9 protein-coding genes are annotated in these 16824 nt (G+C 67.5%); 6 read left to right on the top strand and 3 right to left on the bottom strand.

Annotated features, from left to right (window positions below):
• Positions 1-15 precede the first annotated feature (15 nt).
• Positions 16-1293 (top strand): 3-deoxy-D-manno-octulosonic acid transferase, encoded by a 1278-nt coding sequence (locus ACPFMJ_RS20060; RefSeq protein ID WP_424361651.1) that lies wholly within the window; start codon positions 16-18, stop codon positions 1291-1293.
• Positions 1294-2289: a tetraacyldisaccharide 4'-kinase gene (gene lpxK / locus ACPFMJ_RS20055; RefSeq protein ID WP_424361650.1), complete on the top strand. Its 996-nt coding sequence runs from the start codon at positions 1294-1296 to the stop codon at positions 2287-2289.
• Here the strand turns inward: lpxK and ACPFMJ_RS20050 are convergent.
• The gene (locus ACPFMJ_RS20050) at positions 2276-2497 is read right to left on the bottom strand and encodes a DUF2093 domain-containing protein (RefSeq protein WP_424361649.1); all 222 of its coding nucleotides are present in this window, start codon (positions 2495-2497) and stop codon (positions 2276-2278) included. The genes lpxK and ACPFMJ_RS20050 overlap by 14 nt on opposite strands.
• 218 nt (positions 2498-2715) lie before the next feature.
• On the opposite strand from ACPFMJ_RS20050, the gene ACPFMJ_RS20045 reads away from it, so the two are divergent.
• Together ACPFMJ_RS20045 and ACPFMJ_RS20040 are read left to right on the top strand one after the other, a co-directional pair.
• Entirely contained in the window at positions 2716-4014 is a 1299-nt protein-coding gene (locus ACPFMJ_RS20045) for an MFS transporter (protein ID WP_424361648.1), read from the top strand.
• A 144-nt stretch (positions 4015-4158) separates the two neighbouring features.
• The gene (locus ACPFMJ_RS20040; protein ID WP_424361647.1) at positions 4159-5229 is read left to right on the top strand and encodes a DGQHR domain-containing protein; all 1071 of its coding nucleotides are present in this window, start codon (positions 4159-4161) and stop codon (positions 5227-5229) included.
• Here the strand turns inward: ACPFMJ_RS20040 and ACPFMJ_RS20035 are convergent.
• Positions 5188-7164 (bottom strand): glycosyltransferase, encoded by a 1977-nt coding sequence (locus ACPFMJ_RS20035; RefSeq protein ID WP_424361646.1) that lies wholly within the window; start codon positions 7162-7164, stop codon positions 5188-5190. The genes ACPFMJ_RS20040 and ACPFMJ_RS20035 overlap by 42 nt on opposite strands.
• 103 nt (positions 7165-7267) lie before the next feature.
• Between ACPFMJ_RS20035 and ACPFMJ_RS20030 the strand changes: the two genes are divergently transcribed.
• On the top strand, positions 7268-8122 hold the full coding sequence (locus tag ACPFMJ_RS20030; RefSeq protein ID WP_424361645.1) for a transporter substrate-binding domain-containing protein: 855 nt from the start codon (positions 7268-7270) through the stop codon (positions 8120-8122).
• Here the strand turns inward: ACPFMJ_RS20030 and ACPFMJ_RS20025 are convergent.
• Positions 8119-8514, bottom strand: a complete 396-nt coding sequence (locus ACPFMJ_RS20025) for an Hpt domain-containing protein (protein ID WP_424361644.1) — start codon at positions 8512-8514, stop codon at positions 8119-8121. The genes ACPFMJ_RS20030 and ACPFMJ_RS20025 overlap by 4 nt on opposite strands.
• 272 nt (positions 8515-8786) lie before the next feature.
• Between ACPFMJ_RS20025 and ACPFMJ_RS20020 the strand changes: the two genes are divergently transcribed.
• Positions 8787-16817 (top strand): hypothetical protein, encoded by an 8031-nt coding sequence (locus tag ACPFMJ_RS20020; RefSeq protein WP_424361643.1) that lies wholly within the window; start codon positions 8787-8789, stop codon positions 16815-16817.
• Positions 16818-16824 lie beyond the last annotated feature (7 nt).

Below are 16824 nucleotides of genomic sequence, written 5' to 3'. Positions count from 1 at the left end.
AGAGCCCAAGGAAACATGCCGCTTCTGACGCTCTATCGACTGGCGACAATCATGGCGACGCCCTTTGCGGGCGCGCTGCTGCATTGGCGCGCGTCGGAAGGCAAGGAAGACCCGGCGCGCCTCGAAGAGCGGCTAGGCGTCCCCTCGCGCGAGCGGCCCGAGGGACGGCTCGTCTGGCTCCATGGCGCCAGCCTCGGCGAAACCATGTCCTTGCTGCCGCTGATCGACCGCTTCATCCAGCGCGGCGCGGAGGTGCTGGTCACGAGCGGCACGGTGTCGTCGGCGCGGTTGCTGCAGGCGCGCCTGCCCGCCGGCTCCTTCCACCAATACATGCCGCTCGACGCGCCCAAATTCGTCGATCGCTTCCTGGATTACTGGCGACCCGACATCGCCATCTTCGCCGAATCCGAACTCTGGCCCAATATGGTCGCGGCGGTGCGCTCGCGCGGGATCGCGCTCGTTCTCGCCAACGCCCGAATCTCCCGCAAGTCCACCGAGCGCTGGAGCAGCGTCCCGGGCCTTGCGCGCGGGGTCTTCGGCTCGATCGACCTCTGCCTCGCGCAGGATTCCGAAAACGCCGCGCGTTTCCTGGCGCTGGGCGCGCCCTGTGTGCGCATCGCGGGCAATCTGAAATTCGACGTGCCGCCGCCTCCGGTCGACGCGGCGCGCCTTGCGGAGTTCAACGGCGCGATCGGCAATCGCCCGGTCTGGGCCGCCGTCTCCACGCATGCGGGCGAGGAGGAGATCATCCTCGGCGTTCACGCCGAACTCGTAAAGCAGATCCCTTCGCTTCTGACCGTCATCGTGCCGCGCCACCGCGAGCGCGGCGCGGAAGTCGCGGCGCTGGCCGACGCCGGCGGCCTCGCCGTGGGCTTGCGCACGCGCGACGGCGACCCGCGACGCGATATGGGCGTTTATGTCGCCGATACGATCGGCGAGCTCGGCCTCGTTTTCCGCAGCGTCGGCGTCGTCTTCATGGGCAAGTCGCTCATCCCCGGCGGCGGGCAGAACCCGATCGAACCCGCAAAGCTCGGCTGCGCGGTCCTCTACGGGCCGCATATCGACAATTTCAACGAGGTCTATGGCGAACTGGCCGCCGCGAAGGCGGCCGCCCGCGTCGCCGACGGCGCCGCGCTCACGCGCGCGGTGCAATATCTTCTAGCCGAGCCCTCGCGCATGCGCCGCATGGGCCGCGCCGGCGCGGAAGTCGTCGAGAAGCTCGGCGGCGCCTCGCGCGGCATCATGACGGCGGTCGAGCCCTTCCTCGCGCAGATCGCCGTCACGGAGCGGTAAATGCGCGCGCCCGACTTCTGGCGTGCGGATGGGATGTCGCCGCGTCTGCTCTCGCCATTGGGGGCTCTGTACGGCGCGGTCGCCGCAAGACGGCTGCGTCGCGACGCCCGGCGCGCCGCTTTGCCGACGATTGTCATCGGCGGATTGACGGCGGGCGGAGACGGCAAGACGCCGGTCGCCATCGCGCTTGCGCAGATGCTCGCCGCCAATGGCGACACCCCGGCATTGCTGACGCGCGGTTACGCGCGCGGGGCCGGCGTCTCTTGTGAATCCTTCGCCGTCGACCCGGCAATACATGGCGTCGAGGCAGCCGGCGACGAAGCCCTGCTTCTCGCGCGTCATGCGCTCACCATCGTCGGCCCCGACCGCGCCGCCAGCGCAGAACGCGCCCGCGCGCTAGGCGCCACGGTTTTGATCCTCGACGACGGCTTTCACAGCCGCCGCCTCTCGGCCGATCTGTCGCTGCTTGTGGTAGACGCCGGCTACGGCGCCGGCAATGGCCGCTGCCTTCCGGCGGGCCCGCTGCGCGCGCCGCTCGAGGCGCAATTCGCCGCCGCCGACGCGATTGTGCTCATAGGACGGGACGCGGCGGGGCTAGCGGTTACGGCTGGATGCGGGAAGCCGATCTTCCAGGCGCGGGTCAATCCAGACAGACAGATCGCCGAGAACCTGAAGGGAGCGCGCGTCGTCGCCTTTGGGGGGATCGGACGGCCCGGGAAATTTTTCCAGACGCTGAAAGAGACCGGAGCCGATATCGTCGTGGCGCGCAATTTCCCGGATCATCACCGCTTCAGCGGGGCGGACATTGCCAGCCTCGCCGCCCTGCGGGAGCGCTATGGCGCGCGGCTGATCACCACCGAAAAAGACGCCATGCGCCTGCGCGGAACCGCCCTGCCCTTCGGCGTCCTGCCGATCCGCCTCGTCTTCGAGCAGGCGGACGAACCGTGGACGACTTTGGCCGAGGCGCTCGAACGCGCCCGGCTCAGGGTTTCTTGAGCAGGCCGAGCTTCATCAGCTTGGCGTCCGGGCCCGCATAGGCTTCCTGCAGGTCCACGTTCCAGTATCGCAGATCCTCGAGCGGGATCGGCTCGCCCGTGACGGCGCAGCGCACATAGGCGCCGGGCTTGCGGATACGATATTCGCCGTCGAGAAATTCGATCTCCGCCTCGCCGGTCGGCTGCGGTGTGCGTTCATAGCGGTTCATGCGAAATCTTCTGTTGAAGCGCCGCGAGAGCGGCTGTCCTGTCCATCGTCTGATCGACGAGATGATCGACCTCATGGGCGAAACGCCTCCAACCCGCCGGGCCGTTTTGAGAAAAATAATACAGCCCCCGGCGCGGCAAAGGAAGGCCCGCCGCGCCGCGGCTTAGCCCGAGACCAGAAATAGGCTATAGCCCCGCCTCTTGTGACGGGGCGAGGAAAATGACGATCGAACTCTCCGCGGGCGACGCCATGGCGCGGACGCCCCTTTCGCGCAGCGACATGAAAACACTGGCGCTCGCGTCGCTGGGCGGCGCGCTGGAGTTTTACGACTTCATCGTGGCGGTGTTCTTCACCAAGACCCTCGCGGCCGTCTTCTTCCCCCATGACAGCCCCGAATGGCTGACGCAGCTTCAGGTCTTCTGCATTTTCGCCGCCGGCTATCTCGTCCGCCCGATCGGCGGCGTGGTCTTCGCGCATTTCGGCGACCGGATCGGCCGAAAGAAAATGTTTTCGCTCGGGCTGTTCCTGATGGCCTTCCCCACGCTCCTGATCGGCCTCCTGCCCGATTACGGCGCGGCCGGCGTCGCGGCGCCGCTCCTGTTTCTGGCGTGCCGGCTGATGCAGGGCCTCTCCGTCGGCGGCGAGGTTCCGGGCGCATGGATTTTCTGCGCCGAACATGTTCCCAAAAACCGCGTGGGCTTCGCGGCCGGACTGCTGATGGCGGGCCTTTGCGTCGGCATCCTCATCGGCGCGCTCACGGCGAAAATTCTCTCCGCCGCCATGAGCGCCGAGGATCTCGTCGCCTGGGGCTGGCGGCTCCCCTTTCTCGTCGGCGGCGTCTTCGGCCTGATCTCCGTTTACTTGCGCAAATATCTGCAGGAGACGCCGGTCTTCGAGGCGCTTCGCGAAAGGCGGGAGCACGACCCGCATCTGCCCATTTCCCAAGTTTTCGCGCGCTTCAAGAGCCGGGTCGCCGTCTCCCTCGCGGCGACATGGGTCTTCTCCGGGGTCTTCGTCGTCTATTTCCTCTATCTGCCGACCTATCTTCAGGCCCAGTGGAAACTTCCCGCGGCGGAGGTCTTCACCGCCAATTGCTGGGCCATCTTTCTGCTGATCCTCGGCAGCGTCGCCGCCGGCTGGCTTGCCGATTTCGTCGGGGCGAAGCGCGCCTATGCGGCAGGCGGCGCGCTGATGTTTCTCCTCGCGGCGGCGCTCGCCTCCACATTGAGAGACGGCGACCCGCGCTTCCTGCAACTCTATGCGCTTGGCGGGTTCCTGATCGGGACGATCACGCTCAGCCCCTACATGATCATCCGCAGCTTCCCGCCGCAGGTGCGCTTCACCGGCTTCGCTCTCTCCTACAACACCGCCTACGCCATCGTCGGCGGAACGGCGCCGCCCGCCATGGCGGCGCTCGTGACGCAACCGGGCTTCGTCCTGGCGCCCTTCCATTACGTCATGGCTCTGAGCCTCCTGGGGGCGGCGATCGGCTGGATTTGGCGCCCCGCCCCTGAATAACCGCGCCCGGAAGCCTGAAATCCGGGCTTTTCCCGTCTTGTTCTCGTCGCCATTCCCGCCTAGCCTCGCCGCGAGTGCCGATTTTGATTCGTCGAGTCAGCTATCGCGAACGCTGTCAAGTTCGCGCTTGATGGGATCACGACAATGGATCGGGACACGATTGGCGATATCGCCGACTCCACCCCCCTTGCCGACGACGCCGACTTTTCCACCCGCCGGCCGGACGCCTCAAAAGCCAAGACGGTGAGCGAACGCGCCTTCGTCGTCACGCAGGGCAAGCATCGCTTTTATTCCCTCGTGCTGCCGAGCGACCTCCTTGCGCAGACCTGCACGGTGGAAGCCCGCTCGGAGAACCCGATCGACGGCTTCCAACGCCTTCTCGATCAAAAGCGCGCCAAATCCATCGCGCGCTACATCGACGCCGGTTTCGGAACGGTGCCTAGCGCCGTGGTGCTTTCTGCGCAGACTCGCGCGCACCTCGCTTTCGACAAGGAAACGTGCGCGCTCACCTTCCGCAAGGATCCGAAGGCCTTCCTCATCATCGACGGACAACACCGCGTCTTCGGCTTCAAGCTGGCCAAAAGCTCGGTGAATGTTCCGGTTGTGATTTACAATCGGCTGACGCGCGCGCAGGAATGTCGCCTGTTCATGGACATCAACACCAAGCAGCGGCCCGTGCCCAACGAGCTGCTGCTCGACATCCGCCGCCTTTCCGAGGTGGAGACGGAGACGGAAGCGCTTCTGCACAATGTCTTCGACCTCTTTCACAACCGCAAGGACAGTGCGCTTGCGGGCTATCTGAGCCCGGCCGAGCGCAAGAAGAACATGATCTCGCGCGTGACTTTCAACGCCGGACTGCGCTCGATCAAGGGCGCATTCGTCGGCGCGCCGGCAGATGAAGTCTATGCCGTGCTCAACGCTTATCTGCGCGCCTGCCGCCATGGCCTCGGTCTGCACGCCATCGACGAGAACATCGCCAATCCCGCCTTGTTCAAGGCGCTGATGCTGCTCTTCACCAATGTGGCCGAGCGCGTCGCGGATCGCCATGCCGGCAAATATACGGTGGGCAATTTCGAGGAAGTTCTCATCCCCTTCTTCCGCCGCCTCAAGAAGAGCGACCTGCCGCGCGCGGGCATGACTCACATCGTTCTGCACGAGCATTACAGCAAGGCGCTAAGCGCCGGCTTCACCCTCAAGCAATGGCTCTTCGCCTGATTGGGAATGGCCGCGCATGGTGAGGCCATGCTCCGTCTTTTCCCAATGAAAGGGCTTGCGCCAGAGTTCGAAAAAGGCGCGCCAACAGGCGATGCTGAGCATGAGGAGCCAGAGCGGCAGCCATAACAGCGCCGCTCGATGGGCCGCGAGCTTGCGCCGTCGCATGCCGACCAGAAGCGGCAAGATCAACGCTGCGACTCCAGAGATCGCGACCAAGCACCAGAGCGCGCTGCAAGCCGTCTCGAAGGGCGTCTTCGGCGCCAGCAGCGCGCCGAAGAGCGCATCATAAACGAGCCTGCTCACAAGCAGTGGACCCAACAGCGGGCCGAGCACGCCGCCGACAAACATGGCGAGGACGGCGAGGGCGCGCTTCGCGCCGAGATCGGCGACGAGGCGGGCGGGATGGCGGCAATGCACGATCGCCGTCTGCATCCACCCTTTAAGCCAGCGCGTGCGCTGCTTCACCAGGGCGCGGAAAACAGCGGGCGCTTCCTCGAATGTGTGAGAATCGAAAGTGCGCACGGCATAGCCGGCGCGCGCGAGGCGCAGGCCGAGATCTGCGTCTTCGGTGACGTTATAGGCGTCCCAGAAGCCGATCTCCCGCAGCGCCTCGAAGCGAAAATGGTTTGACGTGCCCCCGAGAAAAAGCGGCAGGCCGAGCGTCGCAAGACCCTTGTTGTAGGCGTCGAACAACGCGGCGTATTCCAGCGCGAACATCCCTGTCATCCAGTTCAGCCCGCCATTGTCGATCACGAGGCTCGCCTGAAGGCAGGCGACCTCCTTCGGCGCGGCGGCGAAAAGCGAGGCCGCGCGCCGCAACTGGCGACCGTCGGGAATATCCTCCGCATCATAAACGGCGACGAGCGAACCGCGCGCCAGCGGCATGGCGATATTGAGCGCGCGCGGCTTGGTGCGCGGTTCACCGTCCGGCGCCACGACGATCTCGTGTGGCGAGCGGGGCGGATGGGCGCGCAAGGCCGCCGCCGTCTCGTCGTCGTCGCATTCGACGACGAATTTCACGTCGAGCTTGGCGCGCGGATAGTCGAAGCGATCGATCGCGCGCGCAAGCTGGCGCGCGACGGCCGCCTCCTTGTAGAGCGCGATCACGACGGTGTAGACCGGCAGTCGCGCATCCTCGATGAAAGGCGGCGCCGGCTCCTCCCTGAAACTCGCGGCGCAGGCGCCGAGGCGAAGAAAGACGCTGGACAGAAACGCCGCCGCGAGGATGAAGGCCGCGGGAAGGCTCGCCGCTTCGAATGGCAGGAAGAGACAGGCGACGAGCCCGAAGAGAACCGCCGAGGCCAACGCGAGCGGAGCCCGTTTCAGGGAGCCGCGCACGCAGAGATCCTTGTCGACCCGCTCGGCGGAGAAGCTCGCGGCGCGCGCCGCCTCCGGCGGATAGGCGTCGCGAAGCGCCGAAAGAAAGCGCGTGCGCGTCGTCACCGCGAAGAGCGGACGCCCCTTGGCCGCGCGGGCGACGCTCATCAGGCGGAAGATTTCCGTGCCCGCCGGCGCGAAGAGCCAGCGTAACCCGTCCTTGCCCACGCGCAGCGGCGCGTAGCCCTGGCCCGCCGTCCCAAAGGCGCCGGGCGCGAGATCGAAAGCCTCTGCAATGAAACGCACGCGCAAATGATCGGCGAGCGCGCGATAGAACACCTCCTCGGCGACGATGCCCTCCGCGAGCAGCACCGCATCGGCCGAGACGCCCTGTCGGCGCGCGACAGAGGCCGCATAATGCAAAGCCTCGACGGGGACGCCGTAGTTCAGGAGAAAAGCGATCTCGACCGGCGGCGGGCGCGGAACGCTGTCCCGGACAGCCGCGAAGCGGCGTGTGGAGGGAGCCGGGTCCGCGGGGCCGCGCTGTCGGCTGCGCGCCTCCTCCCGCGCCCGGGAGAAGGGATCGACAGGAAAAGGGTCGACCGACGCCATGCTCATGAACTAAAACTCTATGAACGAATTTACTCGAGCTTGACTATTCACCCTCGGCGGCGATTTCGCAACATCTTCCCGCCCGCCCGTTCAGCCATCGGGAGCGCCCTTGCGTCGATTTCACCTGAGCGCCCTCGCCGCCGGCCTCGCCCTGCTCATTTCGAGCGCCTCGACGCCTGCCGCGCCGGCGGGAGCGCAAGCCTCGGCCCCTCCGTCTTTTTTCGATCCCCAGCATTCGCTGCAGAAGCCCGATCTCTTGCGCATAAAGCAGATCCGCTTCCTGACCGAGGACGATTTTCCGCCCTTCAATTTTCTTCTGGGGGACGGGCAGCTCGCCGGCTTCAACGTCGATCTCGCGCGCGCCATCTGCGCGGAGCTCGACGCGCCCTGCAGCATTCAGCGTCGCAGCTGGGAGCTGCTGATCCCCTCCCTCGACGACAATAGCGGCGACGCCGTCATCGCGTCGCTCGCGATCAATGACGAGACGCGCGGAAAAGCCGATTTCACGGCGCCTTACTTCCTGACGCCCGGCCGCTTCGTCATGCTCAAGGATACGACCCTGCCCGCCGCGACGCCGGAGGTCATCGCCGACCGCAAGATCGCCGTCGTGGCGGGCTCGCGCCACGAGGCCTTTCTCAAGGCGTTTTATCCGCGAGCGGAGCTCGTGACCTTCGAGACGCCGGCCCTCGCGCGCAACGCGCTAAGGAACGGCAAGGTGTCGGCGCATTTCGGCGACGCCGTCAGCCTCTCCTTCTGGCTCAACGGCGCCGAGGCTGCGGGTTGCTGCAGCTTCAAGGACGGGCCGTTCACCGATCCGCGCTATTTTGGCGAGGGCGTCGGCGTCGCCGTGAAGAAGGGCAACGAGCCCTTGCGGCGGGCGCTCGATTACGCGCTGGCGAGGCTCGACCGAAAGGGCGCGTTCGCGGAGCTCTATCTCAAATATTTCCCGATCGGGCCGTTTTAGGCCCGTTCGAAAAGCTCGGAGATCGCCGCGCGAACCGTCGCGATCGCCGCGACCAGCGGCTCTCGCAGCGCGCGATCGTCCCTGCCGACGCGCAAGGCCCCCTCATAGGCCTCCGCCGCGTCGCCCAGGGCGAAGGCGCCGACCGCCCGCGCTGAGCCTTTCAGCGTATGCGCGAGATCGGCCCGGGAGCCGCCCGCATGGGCGTCGTCCCCGGACAGCCTCGCCGAGAAATGCTCCGCCTGCCGGTCGAAAAGCGACAAAAGCTCCATCTCGAGCGCATGATCGCCGAAGGTCTGGCGCGAAAGGTGAACGAGGTCGAGAATGGGGGAAGCGGGACCATCGCCTGGCTCCGCCCCGCCCCAGTCTTCGTAAACAGGCGCAATCTTCGCCATCACGTCTCCAGTCTCGCGCAAGGAAGCCTGCCGCCTCTGAAATCGCCGCGCTTACAAGGCTATGTGGCTGAGGTCTGCGCGCCGTCCAGCCTTCCTCCCGACAAGACTCGCGCCCACTTCTGAAGGTCGCGTTAACGAAGTTTCGGATTACGGCGTGAGCCTGTGTTTCAATTGCAGGGCATGGGCTGTAAGATTTGGTTAATCCTTTGGGCGCCCGCACCTTCGGGCGCATTGGGAGCGGTGCGCCTTGTCGCCGCTCGGAGAGTTACGCGATGTCGAAATCTGGCAAGATTCAGGACGCGGCCTCCGCCGCTCTTTCCGCTATCGAGGAGGCGCTCGACCTTGGCGCGCCTCCCGCGACGGAAAGCGGCGCTCCGACGACGGAGGAGCCGCATCCCGAGTCCGCGACCTCGACCGCGGCGGGCGCAATGAGCATGAGCCAGGCCATGTCTCGCAAGGTCGAGACGCGGGAGCCGCCGAAGCCGCCGCTCATGCCGCCGACGATCGCGCCCGCGAATGACGACCGCCGCACCGTGGGCGAATTGCGCGCCGCGCTGCAGATAGCGCCGAACCGCAGCATCATGGCGATGACCTTCGCGTCGATCGCGCTCTGGGCGGTCTGCTGGATTCTTTATGTGTTTTTCCATCAGGGCGAGATTGTCGAAGCCGACGGCTCCTTCCTCGCGCCCAAGCCTGTCCTCACGATCGCCGCGCTTGTCGGCCCCACGATCTTTCTCTTCATCACGGGCTTGATGGCGCGCCGCGCCCACGAGATGCGCCTCATCGCCAATTCGATGACCGAGGTCGCCATCCGCCTCATCGAGCCCGAGACGATTGCGACCGAGCAGGTCGTTTCGCTTTCCCAGGCGATCCGCCGCGAGGCCGCCTCGATGGGCGACGGCATCGAGCGCGCGCTCGCCCGCGCCGGCGAGCTCGAGGTCATCGTGCGCACCGAGGTTACGAATCTCGAGCGCTCCTACACGGAGAACGAGCGCCGCATCCGCCTTCTCATTGACGAACTGACCCGCGAGCGCGAGGCGATCGTCGTCAACGCCGACAACGCCCGCTCGGCGCTCTTTGGCGCGCGCGACGCGCTGTCTCAGGAACTCGCCGCGACCTCCGCCCATCTTGCGGAAGCCGTGAGCGAAGCGGGTTCGCGCGTCACCTCGTCGCTCGGCACGAAGGGCGAGGAAATCAAGCTCGCGCTGGAGAAGGCGGGCGATAATTTCGAATCCACCCTGGCTTCTCATGGCGACCGGGTCGTGGGCGTCCTCACGCAGACCGGCGACGTCGTCGCGCAGCAGATCGCCGGCGCGACCGAGGACGTTTCGCGTCGCTTCACCGACGGCGTGGCCGAGGTCGGAACCAAGCTGCAGACCGCGGGCGAAGCGCTTTCCGTCGATTTCGGCGTGCGCGGCGCGACGATCCTCGAGCGCTTCGAGCAGCTTGGAACCAGCTTCGCCGACTCCATCGGCGGCCAGGGCGACCGTCTGATCGTGCGCCTCGCCGAGACCGGCGGCGTCATCAACGAAGCGATTTCCACCCATGGCGGCGCGCTGGACAAGTCGCTCGCGGAAACCGCCAACCGTCTGACGGCGAGCGTCGCCGAGCAGGTCGAGACGGCGAAGTCCACTTTCGAGAGCGCCGAGACCCGCCTGCTGGGACTGATGGAGGAAACCAACATCAAGGCGCATCAGGAGTTCGAGGCGCGCGGCAAGGCGATCCACGGCTCTCTCACGCGCAGCCTCAGCGAGACGGCCTCCTCTCTCGTCGAACAGGCCGACACGCTGCAGAACCGCTTTGTCAGCGTCGCGAGCGACGCGGTTTCGGCGCTTGGCTCGCATAGCGACCGCGTGAACGAAACGCTCGCCGAGCGCCTCGACAATTTCGAGCGCATGGTGCTCAAGCGCGGCGAAGACATGATCGACCGGGTGAGCGAGCGCGGCGGCCAGCTCGAAACGACGCTTTCCGAACGGCTCGCGGCCTTCGAGGACGCGGTCGTGAAGAACAGCGCCGACGCTGCGCTGCGCGTCGCCGAACATGGCGACCGCGTGACCACTGCGCTGAACGAAGGCCTCGCCGTCTTCGAGGAGACCTTCACCCGGCAGGGCGAAGAGATGGCGGGCCGCATCGCGGACCACACGCAAAAAACGTCGGCCGAGCTTACCGGCCGCCTCTCGGATTTCGAAAAGGTCTTTGCGACGCGCGGCGAGGAACTCGCGGCCCGCGTCACGGAGCATGGCTATCGCGCCACCAACACGCTGACCTCGCGCCTCGCCGAGTTCCAGCAAGCGCTGGCGCGCAGCACGGAAGAAGTCGCGTCCCGCGTCGCAGAGCAGGCGGATTTCGCCACGACCACCGTCTCCGGCCGTCTGGCGGCCTTCGAGGACACGGTCGCGCAACGCAGTGACGACATCGCCGCGCGCGTGGCCGAGCATAGCGAGCGCGCTAGCGCAACGCTCGCCGAGCGCATCGCCGCGTTTGAAGAGGCGATGCATTCGCACACGGAGAGCGTCGCGGCGCGGGTCGCCGAGACAAGCGAGCGCGTGTCGGAGCACAGCGAGCGCGCCAGCGCCACTCTCGCAGAGCGCATCGCCGCTTTCGAAGACGCGTTGCTGTCGCAGACCGAGGGCGTCGCGGCGCGAGTCGCCGAAACAAGCGAGCGCGTGTCGGAGCACAGCGACCGCGCCAGCGCCACTCTCGCTGAGCGCATCGCCGCCTTCGAAGACGCCCTGCTGTCGCAGACCGAGGGCGTCGCGGCCCGCGTCGCCGAGACGGGCGAACGCGCCGCCGGCGGCATCGCCGAGCAGGTCGCGGCGTTCGAATCCGCGGTCGCGGCGAAGAGCGAGGACGTCGCGGCGCGGCTCACCGAGCATAGCGAACGCGCGACGGCGACGCTCGCCGAACAACTCGCCAGTTTCGAGGCGACGGTCGCGCAGCGCAGCGAAGAACTGACCTCGCGGGTCGCCGAACATGGCTACCGCTCGTCGACGAGACTCACCGAACAGCTCGCTTCCTTCCAGGAGGCGGTCACGTCGCAGACCGAGCAGGTCGCAAGCCGCGTCGCGGAAGAGAGCGTGAAGGCGACCGGCGCATTGGCGAATCATGTCGAGGCCTTCGAGGCGGCCATCGCGTTGCGCGGGGAGGAAATCGCCGCGCGCGTCGCGGAACATGGCGACCGGGCGCTGACGAACCTCTCGGCCGGCCTCGCCTCCTTCGAGGACGCCATCCTCCAGCGCAGCGAAACCGTAGCGGCGCGCCTCACCGAGCAGGGCGACCGCGCTTCCACCAACGTCGTGGAGCAGATCGGCGCCTTCGAGGCCGCGGTCGCGCGCCATAGCGCGGACGTCGCCGCCCGCGTCGCCGAACATGGCGAGCGCGCCACGACGATCCTTACGGACCGACTCGCGGCCTTCGAGTCGACCTTCACGCAGCGGGGCGCCGACGTCGCGGCCCGCGTCGTCACCGAGGGCGAGCGCGCCGCCGCGCTGGTTTCGGACCGCCTTGCGGCGTTCGAAGGCGCCGTCTCGGAGCATGGCGAAGAACTCTCGAACCGCGTTTCCGAACAGGCCGAGCGCGCCCGCGCCCTGCTCGCCGAACAGCTTGCGGCCTTCGACGAGAACGTCGCGCGCCACGCCAAGGACGTCGCGGACATGGTCGCGCTCCATGGCGACGCCGCGACCGCGGACCTCACCCAGCAGATCGCCTCCTTCGTGGAGACCGTCGCCCGCAGCCGCGACGAGATCGCCACGCTGGTCGCCACCCATGGCGATCGCGCGACCGCCGAACTCACGCGTCAGATGGCGGCCCTGGAAGAGACCGTCTCGCGCAGCAGCGAAGAGGTCGCCAATCTCGTCGCGACCCATGGCGAACGCGCGACGAGCGAGCTCTCGCGCCAGATCGCCACGCTCGAAGAGACCGTCGCGCGCAGCGGCGAGGACGTCGCCAATCTCGTTTCGACGCATGGCGAGCGCGCCACGACCGAACTCGCGCGCCAGATCGCGGCGCTCGAGGAAACCATCTCGCGCGGCGCCGAGGAAGTCGCGCATCTCGTCTCCTCGCATGGCGAACGCGCGACGAGCGAAATCACGCGCCACATCGCCACGTTCGAAGACACAGTCGCGAAGAAGAGCGAGGAAGCGACGTCCCGGGTCGCCGAACAGGGCGACCGGGCTCTCAACAATCTCTCGCTCGGCCTCGCCTCCTTCGAGGACGCCATTCTGCGCCAGAGCGAAGCCGTCACCGCGCGCGTCGCGCAGCATGGCGAGCAGGCGATGACTTCCGTCACGGAAGGCCTCGCCGCATTCGCGGAGGCCGTCGCCCGCCACAGCAGCGAGGCGGCCGCGCGCGTCGCCTCAAAGAGCGAGGAAGTCAACGCCGCCTTCGCGCATGGCCTCGCTTCGTTTGAGGACACCTTCCTGCGCCAGGGCGACGAAATCGCACAGAAGGTGCTCGAGCAGACGACGAGCGCGGGCGAGGATCTCGCCGTGCGCCTGCAGGCCTTCGAGAACGCCATACAGCAGCTCAACGCCGAGACCGCGCGCCGGATCGAGGAAGAGAGCGCCCGCATGGCCGGCACGCTTACGAACGGCGTCGGCGCCTTCGAATCCTCGGTTCGCCGCCACAGCGAAAACGTCTCCGCGCTCGTCGCCGACCACGCCAGGCGCGTCGACGAACTGCTGGGCGAGCGCATGGCCGCGCTCGAAAACGCTGGAATGGCCGTCGCCCACACCATGGAGGAGACGCGCGAGCGCGCCCTCCAGGAGCTGGAGACGAGCAGCGTGGCGCTTCGCGAGACCCTGCAGCGCAGCGTCGCAGAAGCCACCTCGGCCCTCGCCCAGAATTCGGAAACGATGCAGGACCGCTTCGCCGCCACGGCCAGCGACGCCGTGGTCGCCCTCGCGACGCAGGGCGAGCGCCTCAACGAAGCGCTTGGCGAGCGTCTCGTCGCGTTTGAGAGCGCCGTGCTCGAACAGGGCAAGGAAGTCGTCGTCTCGCTCGCCGAGCACGGCGAACGCATCGCCACGACTCTCGGCGCGCAGCTCGGACAGTTCGAGAACGCGCTGCTTCGCGACGGCTCGGCCATTGCGGATCGAGTCGCCGAGCATGCCTCGCAGCTCAGCAACGAGGTCGCCCAGCGCCTGAACGTCATCGAAGAGGTGATCGGCGGACGCGGCGGCGAACTGGTGCAGCACCTCGCCCAGCGCACCGAAGACGCCGACGCGCGCATCGGCGCGCAGACCGAGCGTTTCGTCGCGAGCGTCGACGACCGCATCAACGCCATCGACCAGTCTTTCGCCTCTCAAGGCGGCGCGCTCGTCGACCGCATCGCCGCGCAGGCGGATCAGATCGTCTCGCGCATCGGCGACAATTCGCGCCATTTCTCGCAGGAGATCGACGCGCGCCTCTCCGCGCTGGACGACGCGGTGTCGCTGCGCGGCGCGGCGCTCGTGGAGCAGATCGCGGCGCAGACCAACCAGTTCGCGGACCGCGTCGGCGCAAGCGCGCAGCAGCTCTCCGCCGAACTCGAAACCCGCCTGGGCGCCATCGATCATACGGTGAACGCGCAGGGCGGCGCGCTGGTCGGCAAGCTCGCCGAGCAGGCGGACCGCATCGCGGCCCGCATCGACGAGCGCTCTCAGCAGCTTTATTCGTCGCTCGACGCCAAGCTCGACGCCATCGACCAGACGATGGGCGCGCAGGGCGGCGCCTTCGTCGACAAGCTCGCCGAGCAGGTGGATCAGTTCGCCGCGCGCATCGGCGACAATTCGCGGCACTTCGCGCATGAGATCGACACGCGCCTCGAAACGATCGACGACGCGATCTCGGTGCGCGGCGGCAAGCTCGTGAGCGAACTCGACGCGACCACCGTCTCGGCCTTCACGCGCCTGAGCGAACAGGTCGGCAAGCTCGCGACCGAGGTCAGCTCCAAGCTCGACGCCATCGACCACACGATCGGCACGAAGGGCGAGCAGCTCGTCGAAAAGCTCGGCGCGCGCGCGGACAACATCGCCGCCGTCATGTCGAGCAAGATCGAAGCCTTCGAGAATGTCAGCGACGCCCGCACGCGGGAAGCGGCGCAGCGCATCGAGGATCTCGTCAAGCACATGGACGCGGGCCTCGGCGCCGGCGGCCAGAAGCTGCAGGAGTCTCTCGCGAGCCACGCGCTCGAGGTCGCCCGCGTCATGGGCGAAGGCGGCCGCGAGGTCGTGCAGACGCTTGACGCCAAGCTCAAGGACGTCGACTCCGTGCTGCTCAACCGCTCCTCGGAGCTGGCCGCGACGCTCGCCTCCAAGGCGGCGGAGATCAACGAAACGCTGGGCGGCCGCGCCAGGGATCTCGCGGAAACGCTGGACGGGCGCATCGAGCTCTTCGAGAAGAACGTCGTCGAGCGCCTGGGCTCCGTTTCGAACGAAATCGACGACCGCAGCCGCAACGTCATCGAGTCGATCAGCGCGCGCCTCCAGGACATCAACCACACGCTGGCCGAAGCGCGCCGCGAGCTGGACACGACGATGCACGCCCGCACCGGCGATCTCGGCCAGGCGCTCACCGAGCGCGTCGGCGAAATCAGCGGCGCGCTGGACGCGCGTCTATCTCAGCTGCAGACCGCGCTCGACGAGCGTCTGGCGCATATCGAGATGACCTTCGGCGAACGCGGCGGCGCCGTGACGAACGAGCTTGCGAGCGTCGGCGAATTGATCGCCAAGACGATCGAGACGCGCGGCGCCGCGATCGTCCGCCATCTCGGCGACAAGCGCGAAGAGCTGTCGCAGTCGATCGAAGAGTCGACCGCATCGCTCGCCCAGGCGCTCGACGCCGGAGCGCAGACGTCGATCGGCGCCCTTGTCGCGATGAACGACAAGATCCGCGCCGAGCTGCCCACCCTGCTCGACAAGCTCGGCCAGACCAACACCTCTCTGCACGCCATCATCGACAAGACCGGCGGCAATCTCGTCAATCTGGAGCGGGAGCTGGGAACGCGCCTCACCGAGTTCCAGGAGGCGATCCGCGTCGTTTCCGGTCAGGTGCAGCAGATCAGCGACGTCGCGGGCGGCACGATCAGCAACGCCCACACCATCGCCGACGCGCTGGGCGAACGCCAGCAGGCTCTGGCGCAAAGCGCCGCGCAGCTCGCAGAAAGCCAGCAGGCGCTCGACTCCGTCTTCGAATCCCGCCGCCACACGCTCGAGAACCTCGTCACGCTCGTCGAAGGCAAGCGCTCCGAAGTCGAGGGCGTGCTGGCGAGCTTCGCGCAGCGGATGGAGGATACCTTCCGCGCGATCGAAAGCCGCTCTCACGACATTGGCGGCGCCCTCTCGGCGACCACCGAGGAGACCGCCAATCTCGTCGAGTCCCGCTTCGCCCATATCCGCTCCGCCGCCGAGGGCCAGCGCGCGGAAACCGAAGAAGCGCTGCGCGCCGCCTTCACCCAGGCGAATGACGAGATCAACCGCCTTTTCAACGAGGCGAGCGCGCGCTTCCAGTCCACGGCCGAGGAAATCCGCGGCCTTTCGCGCAGCATCCATCGCGAACTGGAGGAAACCCGCGAAGAGGTGCGTCGCGGCGCGACCGAATTGCCGCGCGAGACAGCCGAGCAGGCCGCGGCGCTGCGCCGGGTCGTGGGCGATCAGGTGAAGGCGCTGAACGAGCTCACCGACATCGTCGCGCGCTCGGGCCGCGTCTATGACGTCGCGGAACAGGCCCCGCCCGTTGCGCGCCGCGTCTTCGAGGCGGCCCCGCGCGCCGAGCAGCCGAAGCCGCGCCTCGCCGCGGCTCCGCCTCCGCCCGCCCCTGCCCCCGCGCCGCGCGCCGCCGAGCCCCCGCGCGAACCCCAGGGCGGCTGGCTGAGCGATCTCCTCGCCCGCGCCTCGCGCGACGAGGCGCCGCAACGGGCCGCGCCCGCCGCGCAGCAGCCGGCGCCGCAGGTTCCGCCCGGGCGCGCGCCGCGTCAGGGCAACGCCGGCGCGCTGGACAGCCTCACGCTCGACATCGCCCGCATGGTCGACAACGCCGCGGTCGCGGAGCTGTGGCGCCGCTATCAACGGGGCGAGAAGGGCGGACTCTTCGGCCGTCGCCTCTACACGGCGCAGGGCCATCAGACCTTTGAGGAGATTCGCCGCCGCTACCGGATCGATCCTGAATTCCGGGCGACCGTCGACCACTATGTGCGCCACTTCGAGGATCTGCTCGTCGAAACGAGCCGTGGCGATCGCGACGGCTCCAAGGCGCTCGACCTGCTCACGGGCGACGCGGGCAAGGTCTACACCATGCTCGGCCACGCGGGAGGCCGCTTCGACTGAGCGTAAA

The sequence above is a fragment of the Methylocystis parvus genome (assembly GCF_049675845.1).
Lineage (GTDB): Bacteria > Pseudomonadota > Alphaproteobacteria > Rhizobiales > Beijerinckiaceae > Methylocystis > Methylocystis parvus_A.
This window is presented reverse-complemented; position numbering and strand designations above follow the sequence as displayed.